This window comes from Streptomyces sp. NPDC051172, from assembly GCF_040682555.1.
Classification (GTDB): Bacteria; Actinomycetota; Actinomycetes; order Streptomycetales; family Streptomycetaceae; genus Streptomyces.
Genome location: NZ_JBFBBE010000037.1, coordinates 12,431 through 38,555, shown reverse-complemented (window position 1 = coordinate 38,555; position 26,125 = coordinate 12,431). Strand labels below are relative to the sequence as shown.

At 71.0% G+C, this 26,125-nt stretch carries 22 protein-coding genes and 1 pseudogene; 12 read left to right on the top strand and 11 right to left on the bottom strand.

Annotated features, from left to right (window positions below):
* From AB0N07_RS22845 to AB0N07_RS22830, 4 genes are read left to right on the top strand one after another with little or no spacing between them, the layout of a single operon-like run.
* Entirely contained in the window at positions 1-957 is a 957-nt protein-coding gene (locus AB0N07_RS22845; protein WP_365837811.1) for a sugar ABC transporter permease, read from the top strand.
* Positions 954-1,832 (top strand): carbohydrate ABC transporter permease, encoded by an 879-nt coding sequence (locus AB0N07_RS22840; RefSeq protein ID WP_365837809.1) that lies wholly within the window; start codon positions 954-956, stop codon positions 1,830-1,832. Before AB0N07_RS22845 ends, AB0N07_RS22840 begins: the two co-directional genes overlap by 4 nt.
* Positions 1,833-1,862: 30 nt before the next feature.
* Entirely contained in the window at positions 1,863-3,443 is a 1,581-nt protein-coding gene (locus AB0N07_RS22835; RefSeq protein ID WP_365837807.1) for a glycoside hydrolase family 13 protein, read from the top strand.
* 55 nt (positions 3,444-3,498) lie between these two features.
* On the top strand, positions 3,499-5,661 hold the full coding sequence (locus tag AB0N07_RS22830) for a discoidin domain-containing protein (RefSeq protein WP_365837805.1): 2,163 nt from the start codon (positions 3,499-3,501) through the stop codon (positions 5,659-5,661).
* Positions 5,662-5,734: 73 nt separating this feature from the next.
* Here AB0N07_RS22830 and AB0N07_RS22825 read toward each other — a convergent pair whose 3' ends face one another.
* From AB0N07_RS22825 to AB0N07_RS22815, 3 genes are read right to left on the bottom strand one after another with little or no spacing between them, the layout of a single operon-like run.
* Positions 5,735-6,670, bottom strand: coding sequence for a PDR/VanB family oxidoreductase (locus AB0N07_RS22825; protein ID WP_365837803.1), 936 nt, complete (start codon positions 6,668-6,670; stop codon positions 5,735-5,737).
* On the bottom strand, positions 6,667-6,846 hold the full coding sequence (locus tag AB0N07_RS22820; protein WP_115910368.1) for a hypothetical protein: 180 nt from the start codon (positions 6,844-6,846) through the stop codon (positions 6,667-6,669). The genes AB0N07_RS22825 and AB0N07_RS22820 overlap by 4 nt, the downstream gene beginning before the upstream one ends.
* Positions 6,843-7,916 carry an aromatic ring-hydroxylating dioxygenase subunit alpha gene (locus AB0N07_RS22815; protein ID WP_365837800.1) on the bottom strand — a complete coding sequence of 358 codons (1,074 nt, stop codon included), beginning with the start codon at positions 7,914-7,916 and terminating at the stop codon, positions 6,843-6,845. Before AB0N07_RS22815 ends, AB0N07_RS22820 begins: the two co-directional genes overlap by 4 nt.
* Before the next feature lie 193 nt (positions 7,917-8,109).
* Between AB0N07_RS22815 and AB0N07_RS22810 the strand changes: the two genes are divergently transcribed.
* From AB0N07_RS22810 to AB0N07_RS22785, 6 genes are all read left to right on the top strand, one after another.
* On the top strand, positions 8,110-8,637 hold the full coding sequence (locus AB0N07_RS22810) for an ATP-binding protein (protein ID WP_365837798.1): 528 nt from the start codon (positions 8,110-8,112) through the stop codon (positions 8,635-8,637).
* A 302-nt stretch (positions 8,638-8,939) separates the two neighbouring features.
* Positions 8,940-9,062, top strand: a complete 123-nt coding sequence (locus AB0N07_RS22805) for a hypothetical protein (RefSeq protein ID WP_365837796.1) — start codon at positions 8,940-8,942, stop codon at positions 9,060-9,062.
* Between the two features lie 324 nt (positions 9,063-9,386).
* Positions 9,387-9,746, top strand: a complete 360-nt coding sequence (locus AB0N07_RS22800; protein ID WP_365837794.1) for a signal peptidase I — start codon at positions 9,387-9,389, stop codon at positions 9,744-9,746.
* A gap of 795 nt (positions 9,747-10,541) precedes the next feature.
* On the top strand, positions 10,542-11,276 hold the full coding sequence (locus AB0N07_RS22795) for a polysaccharide deacetylase family protein (RefSeq protein WP_365837792.1): 735 nt from the start codon (positions 10,542-10,544) through the stop codon (positions 11,274-11,276).
* Positions 11,277-11,426: 150 nt separating this feature from the next.
* Entirely contained in the window at positions 11,427-13,484 is a 2,058-nt protein-coding gene (locus AB0N07_RS22790) for a phosphocholine-specific phospholipase C (protein WP_365837790.1), read from the top strand.
* Positions 13,485-13,561: 77 nt separating this feature from the next.
* Positions 13,562-14,392, top strand: coding sequence for a phospholipid scramblase-related protein (locus AB0N07_RS22785; RefSeq protein ID WP_365837788.1), 831 nt, complete (start codon positions 13,562-13,564; stop codon positions 14,390-14,392).
* Between the two features lie 19 nt (positions 14,393-14,411).
* Here AB0N07_RS22785 and AB0N07_RS22780 read toward each other — a convergent pair whose 3' ends face one another.
* Both AB0N07_RS22780 and AB0N07_RS22775 read right to left on the bottom strand, forming a co-directional pair.
* Positions 14,412-15,359 (bottom strand): hypothetical protein, encoded by a 948-nt coding sequence (locus tag AB0N07_RS22780; protein WP_365837786.1) that lies wholly within the window; start codon positions 15,357-15,359, stop codon positions 14,412-14,414.
* Positions 15,356-16,198 carry a phosphatase PAP2 family protein gene (locus tag AB0N07_RS22775; protein WP_365837784.1) on the bottom strand — a complete coding sequence of 281 codons (843 nt, stop codon included), beginning with the start codon at positions 16,196-16,198 and terminating at the stop codon, positions 15,356-15,358. The genes AB0N07_RS22780 and AB0N07_RS22775 overlap by 4 nt, the downstream gene beginning before the upstream one ends.
* 229 nt (positions 16,199-16,427) lie before the next feature.
* Here AB0N07_RS22775 and AB0N07_RS22770 point away from each other — a divergent pair, with 229 nt between their 5' ends.
* Complete coding sequence (locus AB0N07_RS22770) at positions 16,428-17,042, top strand: TetR/AcrR family transcriptional regulator (RefSeq protein ID WP_365837782.1); 615 nt, start codon at positions 16,428-16,430, stop codon at positions 17,040-17,042.
* 145 nt (positions 17,043-17,187) lie between these two features.
* Here AB0N07_RS22770 and AB0N07_RS22765 read toward each other — a convergent pair whose 3' ends face one another.
* Entirely contained in the window at positions 17,188-18,198 is a 1,011-nt protein-coding gene (locus tag AB0N07_RS22765; protein WP_365837780.1) for a DUF2510 domain-containing protein, read from the bottom strand.
* 50 nt (positions 18,199-18,248) lie between these two features.
* Positions 18,249-19,272: pseudogene (locus AB0N07_RS22760) on the bottom strand (anhydro-N-acetylmuramic acid kinase).
* Positions 19,273-19,453: 181 nt separating this feature from the next.
* Between AB0N07_RS22760 and AB0N07_RS22755 the strand changes: the two are divergent.
* Positions 19,454-22,138, top strand: coding sequence for an AAA family ATPase (locus tag AB0N07_RS22755; RefSeq protein WP_365837777.1), 2,685 nt, complete (start codon positions 19,454-19,456; stop codon positions 22,136-22,138).
* A 48-nt stretch (positions 22,139-22,186) separates the two neighbouring features.
* On the opposite strand, the gene AB0N07_RS22750 is transcribed toward AB0N07_RS22755, so the two are convergent.
* From AB0N07_RS22750 to pcaG, 4 genes are all read right to left on the bottom strand, one after another.
* Positions 22,187-22,978: an SDR family NAD(P)-dependent oxidoreductase gene (locus AB0N07_RS22750; protein ID WP_365837775.1), complete on the bottom strand. Its 792-nt coding sequence runs from the start codon at positions 22,976-22,978 to the stop codon at positions 22,187-22,189.
* 87 nt (positions 22,979-23,065) lie between these two features.
* On the bottom strand, positions 23,066-24,187 hold the full coding sequence (gene pcaD / locus AB0N07_RS22745; RefSeq protein ID WP_365837773.1) for a 3-oxoadipate enol-lactonase: 1,122 nt from the start codon (positions 24,185-24,187) through the stop codon (positions 23,066-23,068).
* On the bottom strand, positions 24,184-25,518 hold the full coding sequence (pcaB, locus tag AB0N07_RS22740; RefSeq protein ID WP_365837771.1) for a 3-carboxy-cis,cis-muconate cycloisomerase: 1,335 nt from the start codon (positions 25,516-25,518) through the stop codon (positions 24,184-24,186). Before pcaB ends, pcaD begins: the two co-directional genes overlap by 4 nt.
* A complete protein-coding gene (gene pcaG / locus AB0N07_RS22735) occupies positions 25,515-26,120 on the bottom strand; it encodes a protocatechuate 3,4-dioxygenase subunit alpha (RefSeq protein WP_365837769.1) in 606 nt (201 codons plus the stop codon). Before pcaG ends, pcaB begins: the two co-directional genes overlap by 4 nt.
* Positions 26,121-26,125: the final 5 nt, after the last annotated feature.

Sequence of the window (26,125 nt, the reverse complement as noted above, 5' to 3'; positions counted from 1 at the left end):
ATGACGAAGACGGCCGAGCGGCAACCCGTACGGACGGCCGCCGTCCATCCGGTCCAGGCGTCGTCCCCGGCAGGGGACCGGGGACGACGCCGCCTCGTCGACCAGGCCCGCGCCTACGCCTTCCTCCTCGGCGGCCTCCTCTGCTTCGCCCTGTTCTCCTGGTACCCGGCGATCCGTGCCGTCGTGATCGCCTTCCAGAAGTACACGCCGGGCTCACCGCCCGAGTGGGTCGGCACCGCCAACTTCACCCGCGTCTGGCACGACCCCGAGTTCACGGCCGCCTGGCGCAACACGCTCACCTTCACCCTGCTCGCCCTGCTGCTCGGCTTCGCGATCCCCTTCGTGCTGGCCCTCGTCCTCAACGAACTGCGCCACTGGAAGGCCTTCTTCAGGGTCGTGGTCTACCTGCCGGTGATGATCCCGCCGGTGGTCAGCGCGCTGCTGTGGAAGTGGTTCTACGACCCGGGGGCCGGCCTCGCCAACGAGACCCTGCGCTTTCTGCACCTGCCCACCTCGAACTGGTCCAACGGCACCGACACCGCCCTCCTCTCCCTTGTCGTCGTCGCCACGTGGGCCAACATGGGCGGTACCGTCCTGATCTATCTGGCAGCGCTCCAGTCCATCCCGGGCGAGCTGTACGAGGCCGCCGAACTGGACGGCGCGAACCTGCTCCAGCGCGTCCGGCACGTGACGGTCCCCCAGACGCGCTTCGTCATCCTCATGCTGATGCTCCTGCAGATCATCGCGACGATGCAGGTCTTCACCGAACCGTTCGTGATCACGGGCGGCGGCCCGGAGAACGCCACGGTCACCGTCCTCTACCTGATCTACAAGTACGCGTTCCTCTACAACGACTTCGGCGGCGCCTGCGCGCTCAGCGTCATGCTCCTCATGCTGCTCGGCGCCTTCTCCGCCGTATACCTGCGCCTGACCCGCTCCGGAGAGGAGGACGCATGAGCGCCACCCGCACCCTCGTGTCCCCGGCGACGCTGGCTCGCCCACGGGGGAGGACCGTGTACTGGACGGTGTTCGGTGTCGTCCTCGTCCTGTTCGCGCTCGCCTTCCTGTTCCCCGTCTACTGGATGGTGACCGGCGCGATGAAGTCGCCGGACGAGGTGGCGCGGACCCCGCCCGCGCTCGTCCCCGAGCACTGGCGCCTCGGCGGCTACGCCGACGCCTGGGACCTCATGCAGCTGCCGCAGCACCTGTGGAACACCGTGGTCCAGGCGGCCGGTGCCTGGCTGTTCCAGCTCGTCTTCTGCACGGCCGCCGCCTACGCCCTGTCCAGGCTCAGGCCCGCCTTCGGCAAGCTGATCCTCGGCGGCATCCTCGCCACCCTGATGGTCCCGGCGCAGGCGCTGGTCGTGCCGAAGTACCTGACCGTCGCCGACCTCCCCCTGATCCACACCAGCCTGCTCAACGACCCCTTGGCCATCTGGCTGCCGGCCGTCGCCAACGCCTTCAACCTCTACCTGCTCAAACGGTTCTTCGACCAGCTCCCGCGAGACGTCCTGGAAGCAGCCGAGATCGACGGCGCCGGAAAGCTGCGCACCCTGTGGTCGATCGTGCTGCCCATGTCGCGGCCGGTGCTCGGGGTCGTGTCGATCTTCGCGCTGGTCGCCGTGTGGCAGGACTTCCTCTGGCCGCTGATGGTCTTCTCCGACACCGGCAGACAGCCGATCAGCGTGGCACTCGTGCAACTGTCGCAGAACATCCAGCTGACCGTGCTCATCGCCGCGATGGTGATCGCCAGCATCCCGATGGTCGCGCTGTTCCTGCTCTTCCAGCGGCACATCATCGCCGGTATCAGCGCGGGCAGCACCAAGGGCTGACGCCCTCCCTCCGACAGAAAGGCAAGCACAGTGGGACAGCCCCGCCATGTCCGCACGGAGTGGTGGCGCTCCGCCGTCATCTACCAGGTCTACGTCCGCAGCTTCGCCGACGGCGACGGCGACGGAACCGGCGACCTCGCCGGCGTCCGCACCCGACTGCCCTATCTCGCCGAACTCGGCGTGGACGCCCTGTGGTTCAGCCCCTGGTATCTGTCACCGATGAAGGACGGCGGCTACGACGTCGCCGACTACCGCACGATCGATCCGGCCTTCGGCACCCTTGCCGAGGCGGAGAAGCTGATCGCCGAGGCCCGCGAACTCGGCATCCGCACGATCGTCGACATCGTCCCGAACCACGTCTCCGACCAGCACCCCTGGTTCCGTGCCGCGCTCCTCGGCGGCCCCGAACGCGAGCTGTTCCACTTCCGCCCCGGCCGCGGCAAGCGCGGCGAACTCCCGCCCAACGACTGGACGTCCCAGTTCGGCGGCCCCGCCTGGACCCGGCTGCCCGACGGCGACTGGTACCTGCACCTCTTCGCCCCCGAGCAGCCCGACCTCGACTGGGCGCACCCGGCCGTCCGCCAGGAGCACGAGGACATCCTGCGGTTCTGGTTCGAGCGGGGCGTCGCCGGAGTCCGCATCGACTCGGCCGCCCTCCTCGCCAAGGACCCCGCCCTGCCGGACTTCACCGAGGACCGCGACCCGCACCCGTACGTCGACCGGGACGAACTCCACGACATCTACCGCTCCTGGCGCGCCGTCGCCGACGAGTACGACGGCATCTTCGTCGGCGAGGTCTGGCTCCCCGACACCGAACGCTTCGCCCGCTATCTGCGCCCCGACGAACTCCACACGGCCTTCAACTTCGCCTTCATGACCTGCCCCTGGGACGCGCGCAGGCTGCGTACCTCAATCGACGAGACCCTCGCCGAGCACGAACCCGTGGGCGCCCCCGCCACCTGGGTGCTGTGCAACCACGACGTCACCCGCACGGTCACCCGCTACGGCCGCACGGACACCGGCTTCGACTTCGCCACCAAGGCCTTCGGTACCCCGGCCGACCTCGCCCTCGGCACCCGGCGCGCCCGCGCGGCCGCCCTGCTGTCACTCGCCCTGCCCGGCGCGGTCTACCTCTACCAGGGCGAGGAGCTGGGACTGCCCGAGGCCGACATCCCGCTCGACCGCATCCAGGATCCGATGCACTTCCGGTCGAACGGCACCGACCCGGGACGCGACGGCTGCCGGGTGCCGCTGCCCTGGGCGGCCGGGGCGCCGCATGCGGGGTTCGGCAGCCGTGCGGAGCCCTGGCTGCCGCAGCCGGCCGGCTGGGCGTCGTACGCCGTCGACCGCCAGGACGCGGACGCCGGCTCGATGCTCGCCCTCTACCGCGCGGCCATCGGGCTGCGCCCCGTGTTCGGTGGCGGGCCGCTCACCTGGCTGCCCGCACCCGAGGGCGTCCTCGCCTTCACCCGGGCCGGGGCCCGGTGCCTGGTGAACATCGCCGACGCCCCCGTCGACCTTCCCGCCCGCGCCCGACTCCTCCTCGCCAGTGGCCCCTTGGATGCCGAGGGACGACTGCCGAAGGACACCGCGGTCTGGCTGCGCGTCTGAGCCGCACCGCACCCTCCCCGCTATCCCCGCACCCCCACCCCGAAGGGATCAGCACATGCACAGGACTGTCAGGGGCATGCCAGCCGCCATGGTCGTTGCCCTCTCCGCCGGTCTGCTCACCGCCACGGCCCCCGCCGCACACGCGGCCACCGGCGCCACCCTGCCCTTCACCTCGGTCGAGGCCGAGGCGGCGACGACCACCGGCACCAAGATCGGCCCGGACTACACCCAGGGCACGCTCGCCTCCGAGGCCTCCGGACGTGAGGCCGTACGTCTCACCTCGGGCCAGCGCATCGAGTTCACAGTGCCGCGCGCGGCCAACGCCGTGAACGTCTCCTACAGCGTCCCCGACGGCCAGTCCGGCACGCTCGACGTGTATGTCAACGGCCAGAAGATCACCAAGACTCTCGCGGTCACCTCCAAGTACTCGTACATCGACACCGGCTGGATCCCGGGCGCCCGGACCCACCACTTCTTCGACAACGCCCGACTGCTGCTCGGCCAGAACGTCCAGGCCGGTGACAAGATCGCCTTCCAGTCGACCGGGACCCAGGTCACCGTGGACGTGGCCGACTTCGAGCAGGTGGACGCGGCTGCCACCCAGCCCGCCGGATCCGTCTCGGTCACCTCCAAGGGCGCCGACCCCAGCGGCAACGGCGACTCCACCCAGGCCTTCCGGGACGCGATCTCCGCCGCGCAAGGGGGAGTGGTGTGGATCCCGCCGGGCGACTACAGGCTGACGTCCTCGCTGAGCGGCGTCCAGAACGTGACCCTCCAGGGCGCCGGCAGCTGGTACTCAGTCGTGCACACCTCCCGTTTCATCGACCAGTCGAGTTCGTCGGGCGGTGTGCACATCAAGGACTTCGCCGTGATCGGCGAGGTCACCGAGCGCATCGACTCCAACCCGGACAACTTCGTCAACGGCTCGCTGGGACCGAACAGTTCGGTTTCCGGCATGTGGATCCAGCACCTGAAGGTCGGCCTCTGGCTGATGGGCGACAACGACAACCTGGTCGTCGAGAACAACCGCATCCTCGACACCACCGCCGACGGCCTCAACCTCAACGGCAGCGCACGCGGGGTCCGCGTCCGCAACAACTTCCTGCGCAACCAGGGCGACGACTCCCTCGCCATGTGGTCGCTGTACTCGGCCGACACCGACTCCAGCTTCGAGAACAACACGATCTCGCAGCCGAACCTCGCCAACGGAATCGCGATCTACGGCGGCACCGGCATCGCCGTGAGGAACAACCTGGTCGCCGACACCAACGCCCTCGGCAGCGGTATCGCGATCTCCAACCAGAAGTTCCTCGACCCGTTCTCCCCGCTGGCCGGCACCATCACCGTCGACGGCAACACGCTCGTGCGCACCGGCGCCATGAACCCCAACTGGAACCATCCGATGGGCGCGCTGCGCGTCGACTCCTACGACAGCGCCGTCAACGCCACCGTGAACATCACCGACACGACCGTCACGGACAGCCCGTACAGCGCCTTCGAGTTCGTCTCCGGAGGCGGGCACGGCTACCCGGCCGGCAACATCACCGTCAGCGGTGCGACCGTGAGGAACACCGGCACGGTCGTCGTCCAGGCGGAGACACAGGGCGCGGCGAAGTTCAGCGACGTCCAGGCCACAGGGGTGGGGGCGGCGGGCATCTACAACTGCCCCTACCCGTCCGGGTCCGGCACCTTCACCCTCACCGACGGCGGCGGCAACTCCGGCTGGAGCAGCACCTGGGCCGACTGCTCGACCTGGCCGCAGCCCGGCCAGGGCAACCCCGACCCCGATCCGAACCGCAACCTCGCCAAGGGCCGCCCGGCCACCGCCACCGGCTCGCAGGACGTCTACACGCCCGGCAAGGCGGTCGACGGCGACGCGAACAGCTACTGGGAGTCGACCAACAACGCCTTCCCGCAGTCCTGGACGGTCGACCTCGGCTCCCCGCAGACCGTGCGCCGGCTGGTGCTGAAGCTGCCGCCGTCCTCCGCCTGGGGCGCCCGCACCCAGACCATCACCGTGCTGGGCAGCACCGACGGTTCGACCTTCTCGACCGTCGTCGGCTCCACCGGCTACCGCTTCGACCCGGCGACCGGCAACACGGCCACGGTGTCCCTGCCGTCCACTGCCGGCCTGCGCTACCTGCGGCTGACCGTCAGCGCCAACACCGGTTGGCCCGCGGGGCAGTTCAGCGAGGTGGAGGCGTATCCGACTCCGTGACCGCGGCTGCGCCCCCTGACATGTGCTGCGTCAGGGGGCGCCGTCGTCGGCCAGGAGCGGGCCGGCCCCGGGATCACAGGTCCAGCACGAGCTTCTTCCCACGGCAGCGGGACACACAGATCATCATCGTCTCCCCGCTCTGCTGTTCCTCGGCGGTGAGCACCGAGTCCCGGTGGTCCGGGGTGCCGTCGAGGACGTCCGTCTCGCAGGTGCCGCAGGTGCCCTCCGTGCAGGAGAACAGCACCTCCACTCCGGCCGCACGGACGGCATCCAGCACGGAGACGTCCGGCCCGACCCTGACGGTACGGCCGCTCCGCGCCAGCTCGACCTCGAACTCGCTGTTCTCCCCGGCCTCCTGGGCCTTCGGCGAGAACCGCTCGACCCGCAGCCGTTCGGCCGGGCACCGCTCCTCGACCGCGTCCAGCAGCGGCCCGGGACCACAGCAGTACACGAGCGTGCCCTCGGGCAGGTCGTCCAGCACGGAACCGAGATCGAGGAGCCCGGTCTCGTCCTGCGGGCAGACCCTCACCCGGTCCCCGTAACGCCCCAACTCCTCAGTGAAGGCAATGGAGTTGCGGGTGCGGCCGCCGTACAGCAGAGTCCACTCGGCGCCCGCGGCCTCCGCGGCGGCCAGCATCGGGAGGATCGGGGTGATGCCGATCCCGCCCGCGACGAAGCGGTAACGCGGCGCGCTCTCCAGCCGGAAGTGATTGCGCGGCCCGCGCACCCGCACCTTGTCGCCCTGTCCCACCTGCTCGTGCACATGGGCGGACCCACCGCGCCCCTCCGGCTCCCGCAGCACGGCGATCCGCCACACCGAACGGTCCGCGGGATCCCCGCACAGCGAGTACTGCCGCTCCAGCTCCGGCCCGAGCACGACGTCGACATGGGCGCCCGGCTCCCAGGCCGGCAGATCCTCGCCGAGCGGGTGCCGCAGCGTCAGGGCGACCACTCCGTCGGCCGCGAACTCCCTGCGCTCGACGACGAGTTCGGCTTCGTACACGGTCATGAGCTGTTTCCTCGTGGCGCGGCGGGCTCGTGTCCTTCGGGGTGGCCGAGCATCCACTCCCACATCTCGACCGGGTCCTGGGCGCTGTGCTCGGCACCGCAGTGACAGGTGCCGTGCAGGACGTCGGTGCCCGGCAGCCAGTCGATGCGGTAGATCTCGCCGGTGGGGCTGCTCACAGGACCTTCTCCACGGGCTTGTCGCCCTCCTCGACCAGGCGGGCGAGGATACGGCGGGCGGCGAGACCGCCGGTGTCGATGTTGATGCTGAGTTCCTGGTACCCCGTCCGCTCCGTGCCGAGTGTCTTGTACAGCAGGTTGAGCGCGACCACGTCCTGCATGACCACGGTGTGGTTGTTGCTCCGCAGGAACTCGGTGACCTCGCTGTCGTCCGTCGCCCAGTCGCGTGAGACGGCCCAGAAGTCGTACACCTTGCCGTCCGTGGACGGCGTGATCGCGTAGGTGATCTCGGTGTGGAAGCCGTTCGGGTCGCTGCCGTCGGCCTCCGGCACCACGCCCACCGGCGCGATCCGGCTGTGCAGCAGATACAGACAGGGCGCGTGGTACTCGATGTCCTGCCAGCGCGTGATCCGGCCCTGGATACCGGTGGAGTCGGCGTAGAACGGCGGGCACTCGGCGTCGTCCATGTGCCGGCTCACCCGCACGATGCCCGCGCCCTCGTCGACCTCGGTGGTGATCGGCGTCTCGGCGACCTCGGGGGTGCCGATGTAACCGCCGTGCAGATACGTCTCGTGGGAGAGGTCGAGGAGGTTGTCGACCAGCAGTCCGTAGTCGGCGTCGATGGGTTCCATGCCGCGGATGGTGACCCAGCCGGGCGCGTCGAGGTGCCGGGCCCGGGGGATGGTCTGCGCGTCGGCGAGGGCCGGGTCGCCGATCCACACCCACACCAGGGAGTCCAGCTCGACCACCGGGTACGAGGCGACCCGGGCGGTGCGCGGGACGCGCTTCTGTCCGGGCACGTACACGCAGGTACCCGTCGTGTCGTACGTGAACCCGTGGTAGCCGCACACCAGCTTGTCGCCGTCCAGCCGGCTGGGCTTCTCGTGCAGCGGGAAACGGCGGTGCACACAGCGGTCGGCGAGCGCGACCGGCGTCCCGTCCTCCTCCGTGCGGTAGAACACGAGCGGTTCACCGAGGATGGTCCGGCCGAGCAACTCCTCGCGCCCGACCTCGTGGCTGTAGGCGGCGACGTACCACTGGTTCCTGGCGAAGGCGGTCATGTGAGGCATAGGGGTTCCCGTCCCTGTCGGCGGGGCGCCGTCGCCCCGCGTGCCGTGGTTGGACTCAGCCTCCTGACGGCTGCGGGACGCGCGCAAGGCGGCTTCTGCCAGGCGGAAGGGGTTCCGTGAACAGGCTGGCCGGAGCGCCGGCACACCTTGGCCCTGCCGTTCCACGACCCGCACGGCGCTAGCATCGGGCCCCATGATCGTATGGATCAACGGCACCCACGGCGCAGGCAAGACGACGACCAGTCCGCTCGTGCAGCAACTCATCCCGGACTCACGGGTGTTCGACGCCGAGAAGGTCGGCGAGACACTCATGGACATCACGCCGGCGCTGCCCGGGTCCGGGACGGACAACTTCCAGCACTGGCCGCCGTGGCGGCCACTCGTCGTGGAGACCGCCCGCCGCGTACTCGACTACACCGGCGGCACCCTGGTGATCCCGATGACCGTCCTGGTCGAGCAGTACTGGCGCGAGATCAGCTCGGGTCTCGCCCACCATGCCATCCCGGTACGGCACTTCGTCCTCCACAGTGACCAGGCCACCCTCCGCGGACGCATCGCAGGCGACCCTCTCGGACCCGACTCCCCGTTCCGTCTCCAGTACCTCGAGCCCTACGCCGAGGCGGCCCGCACATGGCTGCACAAGGAGGCAGAGGTCGTCGACACCACCCACCTCACGCCCGCCGAGGCCGCCCTGCAGATCGCAGAGGCCGTCAAGAGCTGAGGCCCGCTCGGACCGTCAGTGCGCCTCGGCCGGCGGAGCGCCCGGAACACCGCGACCGGGGATCGCCCGCAGCTCGCCCTATGCGTTCGTGGCCGACTTCCGCCGCCACCATGGGGACCCCCTAGGCGCCTGGCGACAACGAGAGTCGACACGCGACAAGGAACGCCGACCGGACGGTCCTCACATCCACTGACACGGCTCGCGCTCGGCGAAGGTCCCCCGCTCCAACGCCCTCGATCCACCGCGCGTACCCGCGCGCGTTCTCGCCGCTGTCCTCGATGAAGCCCGGAGACTTTCGACGCGTGCAACGCCTCCCCTCCTGCGCCGGGACACATATGGCCGCGGGCATCCTGACCCGCGACGTCGGCGGCACCGCCTCCACCGAGGAGGTCACCAAGGCCCTCATCGACGCCCTGACGGCCTGATCCCCCGAGCCCCCGACGGCTGCATGGAGCCGCAGCGCCCCACACGCGCTTGCCGCCGCCCCGCGGGCGGGCATGGGTTGAGTGCCTCTCATCCTGATGCGGACGGCCGGCACATGACGGATTGCGCGCGCCGCCGCTGACGAGCAGTCGCTGCCCCGCTGATCCAGCGGGCCAAGCGGACCGGCGGCGCCCCAGAACCGGGCCGACGTCAGCCTCGCGTGCGGCACCAGCGGCGTACCGCACGACCTCATGGACGCGGGCCCGGTCTTCGCCCCCGCCCACCGCTCCCACCACGCGCACCTCCTGCTGCTAGCGTCCGGGTACGTGAGTGACAACGTGTACGTGGGGAACGCCGGCGAGGACGCGGCACTCGACCGGGGCTGGCTGCTCGGGCACTTCAAGGACGCCGGCGACCCTCGCCACAGTACGGACGTGGAGATCAAATGGGGCGTCCATCCGCCCGGCGACGAGCGGGCGGAGTGGGTGAAGGGCGAGGGGCGGACCGCTCTCCTGGTCCTCGTCAGCGGCCGCTTCCGCGTCGAACTCCCCGGCCGCAGCGTCCTCCTGGAACGGCAGGGTGACTATGTGGTGTGGGGGCGCGGAGTCGAGCACTCCTGGTTCGCCGAGGAGGAATCGGTGGTGCTGACGGTCCGCTGGCCGTCCGTGCCCGGTTACGCCGCCTGAAACGCACCACCGACGCCCGTCAGCGGACCGGTACTGTGCCGGGCCGCAGGCCGGAGACGACGAACAGGCGCTCTGCACCAGTAATGTGACGTGACGTCAGGGTTGACGCCCGGCGCTCGGCGAACGGTTCGCCGCCGAAAGCACCCACGAACCGCAGTCCGGGGCGTCCGTAGAGTGCGGCCGGCAGCCGCTCCTGGCGCGCCGTCTGAATCCGCGCCCGTGTCAGAGCGCTCATGAGGCGGCCTCTCCCGCAGGGTCCGGCCGGCCCAGCACGACCAGGTCCGCATACACGGCACGCCGTGAGCGCCGGGCGAACCCGGCCGCCCCGGCAAGCGTCCATGGCAGGGGGTGGCCGCCGAGCGCCGAATGCGGTTGGCACCACGCTTGTCGGCGGCCGGCTGCCGACAGCTCGCCTCGGGCCGATGGAGTCCTGGCGGCCCGACTCGGCGGTGGGGAGGGGACTTCGGCGGTGGTCCGTCCGTGATCGCCGTCCGGGCCAACTGCACATGAACCTCCATGGGCTTGCTCTCCGGAGCCCCAGGTTCGGTGGGGATGCGCAAATCATCAGCAAAGGATTCTTGAGCAAGGCTTGTCCGCTTTGCGGGGGGCGGGGAGTGAGCGCTGCCTAACATTGCCGCCGTGCGTCCGGACAGGTGGGAGTGGATGAGTACGAGTCGACGTGTGGTGCTGGCGGCCTTGGCCGGGGGAGCTCTGGCCGGTTGTACGGCACCGAAGGAGGCAGCAAAGGCGCAAACGGCTGCCTCTGCCCCCTCCTCCGCTGCCCCTTTGCCCTCGGTGAGCGCCAGGCCGGGCCGCCTGCCCGCCGCGACCCGCGCTGAGATCGTCGCCCGCTACGGTCACGCCGTGCCGCACACCTGGGGCTTCGACGGGCCCGGTGTCGTGCACCGGCTCCCCGCCGGTCATCGGGGCATAGCGCTGACCTTCGACGCTTGCGGCGGCCGGGGCGGCAGCGGCTACGACCGTGTCCTGATCGACTTCCTGCGCAGGCGGGAGATTCCGGCGACGCTGTTCATCAACTCCCGCTGGATCGAGGCCAATCCGGCCGTCTTCCGCCGACTGGCCGCCGAGCCGCTCTTCGAGATCGCCAACCACGGCACCCGCCACCTCCCCCTCTCCGTGACCGGCCGCTCCGCCTACGGCATCCCCGGCACCCGCGACGCCGCCGAGGTCTACGAAGAGATCACCGGCAACCGGGCGAAGCTCACCCGTCTGCTGGGGCACCCGCCGCGTTTCTTCCGCTCCGGGACCGCGTACTGCGACGACGTCGCGGCCAGGATCGTCACCGCCCTGGGCGAGCGGTTCGCCGGCTTCTCGGTCAACGGCGACGGAGGGGCCACGTTCAGCCCCGAGCAGGTCCGTGCGACGGTGGGGTCCGCGCCCGCAGGCTCCGTCGTCATCTGCCACATGAACCACCCGGAGGGCGGGACGGCAGCGGGTATCACCGCCGCAGTACCCCGACTGCTGGCCTCCGGCCATACATTCGTACGACTGTCGGATGCGATGCCCTGAGCGCACGGGCCGCGGCGCACCTCCCGTACCGACGACTTTCACATGGGCGCCACCGGACCCTTCCCTGACGTTTGGTGCTCTTGGAACACTCGCACCGCGCGCAGTCCGTCATGTTCCGGCCATCCGTACCAGGATGAGAGGCACTCACCCATGCCCGAAGTCAATCGGCGCCGATTCCTGCAACTCGCGGGCGCGACCACCGCCTTCACGGCCCTGTCGAACAGCATCCAGCGCGCCGCCGCGCTGCCCGCGAACCACCGCACGGGATCCATCGAGGACGTCGAGCACATCGTCGTCCTGATGCAGGAGAACCGTTCCTTCGACCACTACTTCGGCACCCTCAGAGGCGTCCGCGGCTACGGCGACCCGCGTCCGGTGGTGACCCGGCAGGACGGGAAGCCGGTCTGGTACCAGGCGGACGCGAGCGGCAAGGACATCCTCCCCTTCCACCCGGACGCCGACGACCTGGGTCTGGCCTTCATCCAGGACCTCCCGCACGGCTGGAACGACGGACATGCCGCCTTCAACGGGGGAAAGTACGACAAATGGGTCCCCTCCAAGGGCTCCACGACGATGGCGTACCTGACCCGCGACGACATCCCGTTCCACTACGCGCTCGCCGACTCCTTCACCGTCTGCGACGCGTACCACTGCTCGTTCATCGGCTCGACCGACCCGAACCGCTACTACATGTGGACCGGTTACACGGGCAACGACGGCCAGGGCGGCGGGCCGGTCCTCGGCAACGACGAGGCCGGCTACAGCTGGACCACCTACCCCGAGCGCCTGGAGAAGGCCGGCGTCTCCTGGAAGATCTACCAGGACGTCGGCGACGGCCTCGACGCGAGCGGCGGCTGGGGCTGGATCCAGGACGCCTACCGCGGCAACTACGGCGACAACTCGCTGCTCTACTTCAAGCAGTACCAGACCGCCCAGCCCGGCAGCCCGCTCTACGACAAGGCCCGCACCGGCACCGACGCCCGCAAGGGCGAGGGCTTCTTCGACCAGCTGAAGGCCGACGTGAAGGGCGGCAAGCTGCCGCAGATCTCCTGGATCGTCGCTCCCGAGGCCTTCACCGAGCACCCCAACTGGCCGGCCAACTACGGCGCCTGGTACGTCGCCCAGGTCCTCGACGCGCTCACCTCCGACCCGAAGGTGTGGGCGAAGACGGCCCTGTTCATCACGTACGACGAGAACGACGGCTTCTTCGACCACCTCGTCCCGCCGTTCGCCCCGGGCTCCGCGGCACAGGGCAAGTCGACGGTCGACGTCGGCCCGGACCTCTTCAAGGGCAACAGCAGCCACCCCGCCGGTCCCTACGGGCTCGGCCAGCGGGTGCCGATGATCGTCGTCTCACCCTGGAGCAAGGGCGGTTACGTCTGCTCCGAGACGATGGACCACACCTCGATCATCCGGTTCATGGAGCGTCGCTTCGGTGTCCACGAACCGAACGTCTCGCCCTGGCGGCGGGCGATCTGCGGCGACCTGACCTCCGCGTTCGACTTCTCCCGCACCGACACCAAGCCGGTCGCCCTGCCGGGCACCGACGGCTACCGGCCGCCGGACCACAACCGTCACCCCGACTATGTGCCGACCCCGCCCGCCAACCCTGTCCTGCCCAGGCAGGAGCGCGGCCTGCGCCCGGCGCGTCCCCTCAAGTACGCCCCGCACGTGGATGGTTCGGCGGACACGGCCTCCGGGAAGTTCACGCTGACCTTCGCCTCGGGCGCCAAGGCGGGCGCCGCCTTCCTGGTGACCTCCGGCAACCGCACCGACGGGCCCTGGAGCTACACCACCGAGGCCGGCAAGACCGTCTCGGACGCCTGGAACTCGGCGTACTCGAACGGCTCGTACGACCTGGCCGTGCACGGCCCGAACGGCTTCCTGCGCGTCTTCAAGGGACCGAACAAGGTGGCGGGGCCCGAGGTCACCGCCCGCCACCGCGGCGACGACATCGAGCTGACCTTCACCAACAAGGGCTCCGGCGCGGTCCGTCTGAAGCTGACCGGTGGATACGGCTGCAAGCCCCGGACCATCACGGTGCGGCCCGGAGCCACGGTGAAGCACACCGTCGACCTCGCCGCGAGCCTGCGCTGGTACGACCTCACCGTCACGTCCGAGGCCGACGCGAAGTTCCTGCGACGGTTCGCCGGACATGTGGAGAACGGGCGGCCGGGAGTGAGCGATCCGGCGATCATCACCGGGTGAACTGCCGGGCAAATGCTGCCGAACAGCGGTTCGCGAGTACTGGCCAGGAGTTGGTCGGGCCGGGGTAGTGTGCCCCGGTGACCACGCATTCGAACACTCCTGCAGGCTGGTACCCGGATCCGCACGGAGCGCACCAGACGCTCCGTTACTGGGACGGCGCCCAGTGGACCCAGCACACCAGCCCGGACCAGGGCGGCCCGCAGGCCCAGGCCGCCCAGCAGGTGCCGCAGCAGGCCGCCGCGCCGGACCCGCGTGTGCAGCGTCAGGTGCAGCAGCAGGCCGGGGTCGCCGCCGGTGGCCCCGGCGGCGGCAGCCTGTTCACCGAGCCGGTCCTGGTGGTCAACCAGAAGGCCAAGCTGATCGAGCTGACCAACGAGTACAAGGTCATGGATCAGAACGGCAACCAGATCGGCTCGGTGACGGAGGTCGGGCAGAGCACGCTGAAGAAGGTGGCGCGCTTCGTCTCCAGTCTCGACCAGTTCATGACCCACCGGCTGGAGATCCGGGACGCCCACGGCCGGCCGCAGCTGGTGCTGACGCGGCCCGCCAAGGTGTTCAAGTCCCGTGTGCTGGTGTCGCGTCCGGACGGCTCGCCCGTCGGTGAGATCGTTCAGCAGAACATGATCGGGAAGATCAACTTCGCGATGAACGCGAACGGTCAGCAGGTCGGAGCGATCAAGGCGGAGAACTGGCGGGCGTGGAACTTCGCGATCGTCGACCACGCGGACCACGAGGTTGCCCGGATCACCAAGACCTGGGAAGGCCTTGCCAAGACGATGTTCACGACTGCGGACAACTATGTGCTGCAGATTCACTACCAGCTGCCTGAGCCGTTGTTGAGTCTTGTGGTGGCGACGGCGTTGACTGTGGACACGGCGCTCAAGCAGGACTCCCGCGGGTTGGGGTAGCCCACGCGGGACGGGTCGCTCAGAGCGGGGTCAGGTGTCCTGGCTCTGCGGACTGCCGGGGTGCCAACGCCGGTTCAGGCGTTGCTGTTTCCGGCTTCAGGGCCAGGACCGCGGCCACCGGGTGTTCCTCGTCGACCGATGTGACCGGAGCAGGCGTTGCCCTGGTCAGGAGTACGACGCCCCGGGAGGCCAGGGCCGCGCCTGCGAGGGCGAGGAGGATGCCCTCCGGGCCGCCGCGCAGGCCCTGGCCGAGCAGGGTGAGGCCGATCAGCGAGGCTGCCACCGGGTTGGAGAGCGTCACCATGGCGAGGGGGGCGCCGAGCCCGCCCCGGTAGGCCGTCTGGGAGAGCAGCAGTCCGCCGACCGCGAAGGCGGCCACCAGTACCGCCACCAGGACGACCTGGAGGCTCAGTGCGGAGCCGGACCGGTCGGTCGCGGCGACCGTCACGGTCTGCGTGAGTGCCGACGCGACGCCCGAGGCGAACCCGGACGCCGTGGCGTGCCGCAGGCCCGGCCGGGCTCCCGGCCGCGACAGCAGCCCGATCAGCGCGGCCGTGGCGCCCGCGACCGCCAGTGCCTCGGTCAGGCTCAGCACCTGCTCGGGCGCCGACCCGGACGCGGTGACCAGCAGCGCGGCCAGCCCGGCCAGCGTCAGCGCGGTGCCCCGCCACTCGGTCGCGCTGACCCGCCGCCCGGCCGCCCGTGCCCCCATCGGCACCGCGGCGACCAGAGTGAGCGCGCCGAGCGGCTGGACGACGGTGAGAGGACCGTACTTGAGGGCCACGACGTGCAGCACCGCCGCGCCGGCGTTGAGCCCGACCGACGCCCACCAGGCGCCCGTTCCCAGCAGCCGCAGCATGCCGGTGCCGGAGCTGCGGGAGGCGAGCCGCTCCTGGGCCACCGCGGCGGCCGCATAGGCGACGGCGGAGACCAGTGACAGGGCGACGGCGACGAGTGTGGCGGTCATCGGCCCGCTCCTGCGAGGACGTGGTCGTCGGCGACGGGTGCGGGGAGCTCCTCGCTGCCGCGCCCGGCCGTGCTGACCCTGCGGTGCGGCGAGCGAAGCGAGATGGGGGTCCCCCCGGACCAGGTCTGGGGGCGCATCAGTGCCAGCGCGGCACCGAGCATGGCGGTCGCGACGATCGCGTCGAGCCAGTAGTGGTTCGCCGTGCCCACGATGACCAGCAGCGTCACCAGCGGGTGCAGCAGCCACAGCCAGCGCCAGCGGGACCGGGTCGCCGCGATCAGACCGATGGCGACCATCAGGGCCCAGCCGAAGTGCAGTGACGGCATCGCCGCGAACTGGTTGGAGAGGTGGTCCGAGGACGGCGGGCCGTAGACCGAGGGCCCGTACACGTGCGCCGTGTCGACGAGGCCGGTGGCGGCCAGCATCCGCGGCGGCGCCAGCGGGAACAGGAAGGGCAGCACCAGGGCCGCGGAGGTGAGGGTGGCCAGGACCCGGCGGGCCCACACGTAGTGCGCGGGGCGCCGCAGGTAGAGCCAGATCAGGAAGGCAACGGTGGCCGGGAAGTGGACGGTCGCGTAGTAGGTGTTCGCGAGGTGCGCCAGGGTGTCGCTGTGCAGCAGTACGGACTGCACCGAACCCTCGCCGGGCAGCTGGAGCGTCCGTTCCAGGCCCCACACGCGGTGCGCGTTGCGCAGTGCTTCGCCGGTGTGGCCGGTCGCCAGCCGGCGGCCGAGCTTGTAGACGAGGAAGAGCCCTGCGACGAGCAGGAACTCACGGACGACCGGAGGCCGCGCTATCGCGTCGGTCTCTCCCTCTGCAGGCTCGGTGCGGGCATTCATCCCCCGGCCCCTTCGCTGACGGTGGTGCGTGTGCTGGTACGTGGTGAGCCCCGGGCCGGAGCCCGAGCTCATCGGTACGCTTGCGTACCGAAACGAAAGCGTTCCGATACGGCAGTGTACCGATACGGGAGCGTTCCGGTACACTGGCGTATCGATTGAGGTACGACACACTGGAAGCCGGGAATAAAGCGCGAATAAAGCCGGCGCTCGGAGTGAGGGAGAAGAGCAGATGACGTCGCAGGCCGCGGACGGACCGCAGACGGTCGCCGCCTCGCGCCGCTCCAAGATCACGCGCGAGCGTGAACAGGAGTTCTTCGACGCCGTCCTCGAGCAGATCCGCGAATGCGGATACGAAGCCGTCACCATGGAGGGGGTCGCCGCCAGTACGCGCTGCAGCAAGTCCACGCTGTACCGGCAGTGGAAGACCAAGCCCCAGTTCGTGGTGGCCGCCCTGCGCTCCCGCCGCAAGGCCCGCTTCGAGGGGATCGACACCGGATCGCTCGCGGACGACCTGCGCGAGGCCGCGCGGGCCGTGGGCCGCTGGTCGCAGAACGACACCAAGCTGCTGCAGGCCCTCGGTCACGCCGTCACCCAGGACGCCGACCTCGCCAAGGCGCTGCGGGAGGCGCTCGTCGACCCGGAGATCGCCGCGCTGAAGGAGATGCTCAGGTGCGGGGTCGAGCGCGGTGAGATCGCCGCCGGCCATCCGGCGCTGGAGTACATCCCTGCGCAGATGTTCGGCGTCGTACGCGCCCGCCCCGTGGTGGACGGCGAGTACGCCGACCCCGACTACCTGGTTCGCTTCGTGGAGGCCGCGGTGCTGCCGGCACTGGGTCTGACCTGAGAATCAGGTCGCCGTCCATGGGATGACTGGACGGTGACCTGTCGGCGCCGCACCGTGGGGACGGGGGCGGCGCGCACCCCCGGCCGGGTGGGGCTCCTCTTGAGCGGAGGGGCGCCCCACCCGGCCGAACGCTGTCCGGGGCGGTTCACACCGTCTGGCCGTCGCCGCCGCCGGTCGACACCTTGATGCCCTTGGTGATGTCGTCGATGACCGACTGCTTCTCGGCGACGTCCACGCCGAAGCGGACCACGACGATCTGCGACGGGTTCGCGGGGGAGGGGAAGGCGAGCGACTCGACATAGCCGTCGGAGCCCTTGCTGGTGATGGCCTGCCAGCGGACCAGGTAGCCCTTCTGTCCGGCCACGGTGACCGCCCTGGAGTCCAGCACCTTGTGCGAGGTGATCGAGCCGTAGGTCTTGCCGCCGTAGGACTGCTCGGCGTTGGCCCCGATGTCGGCCTTCGCGACCTCCTCGGCCGTGCTGCCGGCGGTCTTGAGGAGCGCGGCCGGCGCCGAGAACGCGCCGCCCTTGGTGCAGGTCTGCGAGGTGTCCCCGGGGCACTTGTAGGAGTCGTTCGACGTGATCGAAGCACCCGCCGGGAGCTGCTGGCCGTACCAGTCGGCAGGGATGGGCAGGCTGATCCCGCTGATCGGATCGGACACCGAACCGCTCTTGATCTTCGGAGCATCGGACTGGCCGGGGCCGGGCGACTGGTTCCCGCCCGAACCGCCGGAACCACCGGACCCGCCGCCCGGACCGCCCTGACCGCCGCCCGGACCCTGCTGCGTGTTGACGTTGCCGCCCGAACCGTCGTTGCCGGCCAGCGCATACACACCCACACCGATGCACGCGAGGACGACCACGGCCGCCCCGACGGCGATGCCGGTGCGCAGCCCGCTCCGCGAAGCGGCCGGGGGCTGGACGGGATAGGCCGGATGGTCGGGGTATGCCGCATAGGCCGGGGCCTCCGGAGGGACCGTGCTCGCCGGATCCGGCCCGGACGTCGGCGTCCGAGCCGGGGGACCCCATACGGCGGCCGACCCCGCGGGGCGCGTCCGGTCCGTCCATGCCTTGCCGTCCCACCAGCGCTCGGTGGCGGGAGCCTCACTTGTCTGCCCGGGGTCGGGATACCACCCGGGAGGAGTCACCTGCGTCATGTCCCCACCGTATGAGGCCTCGGTGAAAGCGCGATGAGAGGATTCCGGCGTCAGGCCACCACCAGCCGTTTCGGCGCCCGCGCGCCCGGCGGCGGCAGCCGCAGGCCGTCCCGGCCGGGCGTGATCGAACCCAGCACGCTCGCATGCCGTGCCCCGGTGCTCGCGGGCTCGCTGCCGGCCAGACCGTGCGCGGTCAGAAACCCGAGCACCGCGAACGCGTAGGCCTCCTTCGCGTCCGAGGCCGGCCCCAGCTCCTCGGAGGCGCGCACCGGAATCCCAGGCAACCGCTGCCCCAACATCCGCATGAGCACCGGGTTGCGGACCCCGCCGCCCGAGGCGATCACCTCGGTGGCACCCAGCGTGCTCTGCAGATACGTCGGCAGCACGACCAGGGCGGTGTACCCGGCCGCCGCCCAGCCCATGACCCTCGCCGCGCCCGGCGCGATGGCCCCGGCGACCTCGCGCGGAGGAGGACTCACGGCCGCGGTCTCCCGCCGGAACGCCGGCGTCTCCGCCAGCCGCAGCCTCAGCCACAGTGCCGCCACCCCCGCACCGCCCAACAGCCCCAGCGCCACCGTGAACGACTGCCACGACCCCTACAGCCCACGCCGCCCCAGCGGCGCGAACTCCGTCATCACCGCCACCGCCCCACCGAACTCGCCACCCGCGGACAGCCCCTGAAGCACCCTCAGCAACGTCAGCGGCCACGGAGCGAGCCCCCCGACGACCGCATACGTCGGCAGCGCGCCGATCAGCGCCGTCGCGACCGTCATCAGCACGATCACCGCGATCAGCACCGGCGGCCGCCCGATCCGGTCACCCAGCCGCCCCGAACAGGGCAGCCCCGACCGGCCGGAAGAAGAACGCCAGCGCGAACGACGCATACGTGCTGACCAGCGCCTCGACCTCGTTGCCGCCCTCCGGGGTGAAGAACCGCGCCGCGATGACGGTCGCGAAACAGCCGTAGACACCGAACTCGTACCACTCGACGAAGTTGCCCACCGAACCCGCCGCGAGAGCCCGTACCGCAGACGACTCCCGCACGGCCCGGCGTTGTCCGAAAAACAGCGTCATTTCAGCGCCTTTTGACTGTCGGTTACCTTCAGACAGGCAGATGACAGGCTTCTTGCGTCGCCTGCCCGCACCCGCTGTCACCCATCACGGCAACAGCTACCCGGACCCCCCTCCACTTCTGCAATCCGACGGCTACGCTCGATGTCTGTACGTCGTTCGGGCGACTTGGGGAGGTAGCGGGATGACGGAGGTCCGGCCCATGGAGGCCGCCTCGGCCTCCCTGTGGGAGCGCGACGAGGAGATCACCGCCATCAAGCAGGCGATCGACACGCTGTGCGCCGACCGCTCGTCCTCGGGCAGCCTGCTGATGGTCCGCGGCGAGGCGGGCCTCGGCAAGACCGCCCTGCTGGCCGAGATCCGCCGCATCGCGGAACAGCGCAACTGCACGGTGTGGTCGACCCGCGGCGGCGAGACCCTCAGATCCGTTCCGTTCAATGTGGTCCGCCAGTTGCTGCAGCCCGCACTGGTCTCCCTCATGCCGGAAGAAGCCCGCGAGTACCTCGGCGACTGGTACGACATCGCAGGTCCCGCCCTCGGCATCACGGAACCCGGCGAACGCCAGGCCGACCCGCAGGGCGTCTGCGACGGCCTGGTCGCCGGGGTACGCCGGCTGGCCCGCCGCGACTGGCCGCTGGTCCTGCTGATCGACGACGCGCACTGGGCCGACCAGGAGACGCTCCGCTGGCTCGCCGCGTTCGCCCAACGTCTCGACGACCTGTCCGTCCTGGTCGTCGTGGCCCGCCGGCCCGGCGAGGTCAGCGGCGAGAGCGCCCGTCACCTCGATGCGATCGCCGCCGCCTCGGGCCACCCCGACGCCGACCTGAACGCCCTCACCCCGGACGCCACCGCGGGCCTCACCCGCGCCACCCTCGGCGCGCACGCCGACGCCCCGTTCTGCCGCGAGGTCTGGGCCGTCACCGGCGGCAACCCGTACGAGACCGTGGAACTCCTCGCCAAGGTCCAGGACAGCGAACTGGAGCCGACCGAGGGCGCGGCCGCCGAGCTGCGCGCCCTCAACCGCTCGGCCCGCGGCGGCGGCCTCGTCGCCCGCCTCGAGGAACTCGGCATCGCCGCCACCCGCTTCGCCTGGGCGGCCGCCATCCTGGGCACCGGCATCTCCGTCGGCCTGGTCGCAGAGCTCGCCACCATGGACCACGACGAGGCACTGCGCTGCGCCGAGCTGCTGCAGGACGCCCGCATCCTCACCGAACCCGACCCGGCGAGCGCCCAGGCCGGCGACGGCGACCTGGAGTTCGTGCACCCGCTGATCGCCACCGCCGTCTACAACTCCATCCCGGACGCCCTGCGCACCGCCATGCACGGCATCGCCGCCCAGGTCGTCACCGAGTCCGGACGAGGTGCCGCCATGGCCTCCCGGCACCTCCTGCAGGTCCACCCGGACGACGACGAGGAACTCGTCGAGCAACTGCGCGAGGCGGCCCGCGAACACCTCGCCGTCGGCGCCCCCGACGCGGCCCGCCGCTGCCTGGAGCGCGCCCTGCTGGAACCGCCCCTTCCCGAGATCCACGCGCGCGTGCTCTACGAACTCGGCTGCGCCACCCTCCTCACCGCCCCGGCCACCACCATCGACCACCTGCAGTCCGCGCTCGGCATGCCCGGCCTCGACGGCGACGAGCGCGTCGACGCCGTCTTCCGCCTCTCCCAGGCCCTCCTCCACAACGACCAGATGGAGGAGGCCGTCCGGACGGTCGAGGCGGAGGCGGCCCGGCACCCGGAGGGGCCCGCGAAGATGCGGCTGCAGGCCGTGCAGTACATGTGGGAGGGCATCTACTCCGGTGAGTCGAACTCGCCGGGACGCTCCGAGCGGCTTGCCGAACTGGCCCGCACCTGCACCGGCCGCAACAACTCCGAGCGCGTCCTCCTGATGCTGCGCGGCTTCGACGCCCTGATCCGGGGCGAGAACGCCGAGGAAGTCGTCGAGGTGTGCGACCGTGCCCTCGTCAACGGCCGCCTCGCACCGGGACTCGGCTGGACCGACACCGAGTGGGGCATCGAACTGCTGGTGATGCTCGCCAACTCCTACGCCTACACCGACCGCCTCGACCGCGCCGAGAGCTTCTACAACGAGGCCGTGCGCACCTACGAGTCGGCCGGCTGGAGCGGCGGTCACCTCTCCCTCGCTCATGCCCACATCGGCCTCGGACACCGCAGGCGCGGTCGGCTCAGGGAGGCGGAGGCGTCCCTGCGCGAGGCGCTGCGCCTCGCCGAGCGCGTCGGCCGCGGACTGCCCCTATACTGGTGCGCCACCAGCAATCTCATCGACGTCCTGCTCGCCCGCGGCCATGTCGACGAGGCCTGGGCGATCGCCGACCAGTGCGGTTTCGCGCCGCCCTACCCGTCCCCCATGGTGATGCTGGACCCGCGCTCCGTGCGCGGTCGGCTGCTGCTCGCCGTCGGCCGCACCCAGGACGGCATCAACGAGCTGGAGGAGGCCGAGAAGGCGGCGGCTGCGCGCGGCCACCACAACCCCCTGGTCATTCCCTGGGCCTTCGACCTCGCCCGGGCCCTCGCCAAGAAGGACCCGGCCCGGGCCGCGCAACTGGCCACGGATGCCCGGCGGCGCGCCGAGCGCTTCGGTACGGATACCGCCATAGGCGAGGCGCTCAGGTGCGCCGCCGCGCTGGAGACCGGGCAGCGGGCGGTTCGCTTGGCCGCGCAGGCCGTGGCCTACCTGGAGGCCTCGCCTTGCCAGTACGAACACGCCGCGGCGCGGGTTGAGTACGGGATCGCTGCGAGGTCCGTCACCGAGCTGAACCGTGGGTTGGCGCTGGCTCGTTCGTGTGGGGCGGACGGGTTGGTGGCGCAGGCTCGGGTGGCGCTGGAGAGTGGCCTCGGGGTCCGCTGAAGAGCTCAAGGGCGCAAGGTCGTGCGACGGCCCCGCGCCCCTGGGGGCTTACAGCGCCAGGAGTTGGTCCGTGACCGTCGACAGACGCTTGTGTACCTCTCGGTCGTACGTCGACTCGTGTGCCCTCGACGGGGTTGTGCCGTCGAAGTAGCCGCCTGTGCCCAGGTCCTGGGTGGCCAGGGCCAGTACGCCCGGGGCGCCGTCTGCGACCGTGTTCCACGGGGTGACTCCGCCCTCGCGGACCATGGCTGTGTCCATGAAGGTGGCCGGGTGGAGGACGTTGACCGAGATGCCGGTGTTCGCCAACTCCTCGGCCAGGGCGAAGGTGTGGGCGGCCAGGGCGAACTTGGCGCGGCGGTAGGCGGCGAAGCCGTCGTACTGGCGCCTGAATTCGATGTCGTCGAAGTCGAGGGGATCCTGGCCGACCGAGCCGACGTTGACGATCCGTGCGGGTGTGTTCGCGCGCAGTACCGGGAGCACGGCGCGGGTCAGCACGACCGGTGCCAAGTAGTTCACGGCGAGGCGCAGTTCGTGGCCGTCGGCGCTCAGTTCACGCCCGGCGCCGGGCGCGCCCGCTCCCACGCCCGCGTTGTTGATCAGGACGTCGAGGTCGGGGTGGGCGTCGGCGACGTGGGCGCCCAGCTCGCGCACCTGCGTCAGCGAGGCGAGGTCGGCGACGAAGCCGTCCGCGTCGCCCTCGGTGCGCAGCTCCTCGACCAGCCGCTCCGTACGGCCCGGATCGCGGCCGTGCGCGAGCACGAGGTGCCCGGAGCGGACCAGCTCGAAGGCCACGTAGCGGCCGAGGCCGGAGGTGGCGCCGGTGATCAGGATGGTGGACATGCCTCCACCGTAGGCGCGCGGTGCAGGCATGTGCGAGAGGCTGCTGGAGGTACCACCAGCAGGGTCACCCTCTGAGACCGGTTGCCCTCAGAGGCCGTCCTCCTCGGCCAGCACCCGCTGGGCCGCCGCGAACGCCGAGTTCGCCGCCGGGACCCCGCAGTACACGGCCGTCTGCAGCAGTACGGCGCCGATCTCCTCGGAGGTGAGCCCGTTGCGCCGGGCCGCCCGCACGTGCATGGCCAGCTCGTCGTAGTGCCCGTGTGCGACCAGCGCCGTCAGTGTGATCATGCTGCGTTCGCGGCGGCTGAGCGTCGGGTCGGTCCAGATCTCGCCCCAGGCGTAGCGCGAGATGAAGTCCTGGAAGCGGGCGGTGAAGGGCGTCTGCCGGGCCTGCGCCCGGTCCACGTGCGCATCGCCGAGCACCTCCCGCCGTACCTCCATGCCGCGCCTGGCACCTGAGCCGAGGTGGGTCCGGAGGGCGGTCAGCACGGCTTCCGGACACTGGGCGGGCGCCAGATGCGCGGCGTGCGGAAGCTCCACCAGCGTGGCGCCGGGCACGGCGTCCGCGATCTCCCGCAGATGCGGCGGCGGAGTCGCCTTGTCCTCGCGCCCGGCGATCAGCAGCGTGCGCACGGAGATCTCCGGGAGCCGTTCCCGCAGATCGAAGGCGGCCAGCGCGTCACAGCAGGCGGCGTACGCCTCGGGGTCGGCCTCCGCCTGGTCCCGCACCAGCTCCGGCACGGAGAAGCCGGGCGTGAACCAGCGCGCGTCGGCACTGGCCACGAGCGAGTCCAGCCCCTCGCGCCGCACCAGCTCGGCCCGCTCCTGCCACGGCTTCGCGCCGTTGAAGTGGGCCGAGGAGCAGATCACGGCCAGGGAGGACAGCCGTTCGGGGTGGTGCAGGCCGAGATGCAGTCCGACGGCACCGCCGAGCGACACCCCCGCATACGCGAACCGCTCGATGCCCAGCGAGTCGGCGAGCGCGAGCACCAGATCGGCGAGGTCAGCGACGGTCGCGCCGGAACCGATCAGACCGGGCGCCGACCCGCCGTGCCCCGGCAGGTCCCAGCGGATCACGCGGTGGGTGATGGACAGCTCGGGTGCCACCTTGTCCCACAGCGCGTACGACGTCCCGAGCGAGGGACCGAGCAGCAGCGGCGGAGCGGAAGTGGACCCCTCGGCACGGTGGTTGAGGCGTTTGTCGGTCAACGTCGCTCCAGGGCACGGTCGGTGAGGGATCCGGCGGAGCCGGTGTAACGGGCGGGGTCGGTGAGCTCGACGACGTCGATGTCCTTCAACTCCGTTTTCTCGGCGAGCAGTTCGGCCAACGGCCGCCCTTCGGTGTAGGTGCGCTTCGCCAGCTCCGTGAGCAGGGCCTTGGCGCGGGCGCGGCCGAGCACGGGAGCCAGCTCCGCGGACAGCCGCTCCGAGACGATCAACCCGTGGGTCAGATCCAGGTGTTCACGCATGACGTCCGGGTGCACGCGCAGGCCTTCGGCCAGTTCGGCGGCGTTCCGGGCGGCACCGCCGACCAGCCGCAGCAGATCCCGGAGCGGTTCCCACTCGGCGTGCCAGGCCCCGGCCGGACGCTCCTCCTCGGCGGCCAGCGATCCGTACAGGGTCGCCGCGAGCTGCGGAGCACGCCGGGCCGCGGCCGCGATCAGCGTGGACCGCACGGGGTTCGCCTTGTGTGGCATCGCCGACGAGCCGCCGCCGCTGCCCTCCGCGACCTCGGCGACCTCGGTACGGCCGAGAGCCAGCACGTCCGCGGCGAGCTTGCCCAGCGCCCCGGCCGCGAAGGCCAGGCATCCGGCGAGGTCGGCGATCGGCGTGCGCAGGGTGTGCCAGGGCAGAATCGGTTCGCGAAGCCCCAGTTCGTGGGCGTAGGCCGCCGTCAGGGCCTGCGTGTCCTGGGCGCCGTACACGGTGAAGGCCGCCAATGTCCCTGCTGCGCCGCCGAGTTGGGCGGGCAGCGCGTCCCGTACGGCCTTGATGCGGTCCCGCGCGTCGAGGACGAGCGAACGCCAGCCGGCCGCCTTCAGCCCGAGCGTCGTCGGTACGGCGTGCTGGGTGAGCGTCCGTCCCGGCATCGCGGTGTCGCGGTGGTCCGCGGCCAGCCGGGCCAGCGCCCGTTCGGTGCGGCCGAGGTCGGCGAGGACCAGGCCCAGGGTGCGCACGGCGACCAGCATCGTCGCCGTGTCCATGATGTCCTGGCTGGTCGCGCCGCGGTGGACGTAGGGCCCGTACTCCTCGCCGACCGCCTTCGTCAGGTCGGCGAGCAGAGGGATGACCGGGTTGCCGCCCGCGCGGGCGCGCTCGGCGAGGGAGCGTACGTCGAAACGGGCGGCGTCGGCCGCCTCGGTCACCGCGGCCGCCGCCTCGGACGGCGCGAGGCCGAGAGCGGACTGGGCCCGGGTCAGGGCGGCCTCGGCGTCGAGCAGGGCCTGCAGAAAGGCCGTGTCGCCGGTCGCCGAAGCGGCGGGGGAGCCTGCCCACCCGGGGGCGAGCAGGCCGGTGTCGTCGAAGCCGACAGAAGTCACTGGAACTCCAGGAAGACCGTCTCGCCTTCGCCCTGAAGGCGGATGTCGAAACGGTATGTGCCCCTGCCGTCGTCCGTCGCGATCAGCGTGCCGCGTCGCCCGTCCGGTACCTGGGACAGCACCGGGTCCGCGGCGAGCGCCGCCTCGTCACCGGGCAGATAGATCCGGGTGAACAGGTGCACCAGCAGCCCGCGCGCGAACACACAGACGCTGAGGTACGGCGCACTGCGTCCCCGCGCGCCGGGCCGCAGCGTCCGCGCGTACCAGTGGCCGTTGGCGTCCGTCTGGATGCGTCCCCAGCCGGTGAACTCCACGCCGTTGCGGCCCAGATAGCCGCCGCTCGCCGGGTCGCGCCGGATCGAACCGTCGACCTGCGGGATGTTGCCGTCGGGGTCGGCGCCCCACAGCTCCACGAAGGCGTCCGGCAGCGGGTTGCCCTCTCCGTCGTAGATGTACCCCTGGACGGTGATCGTGTCCGGGTGGCCGACGGGGGCGATGTCGCCGCCGCCGGGGAAGGGCAGGGCATGGCCGTAGAAGGGGCCCACCGTGTGCGACGGGGTCGGGAGCACCGTCTCCGGACGGCTCGTGTCGATCTTCGTCATGGCAG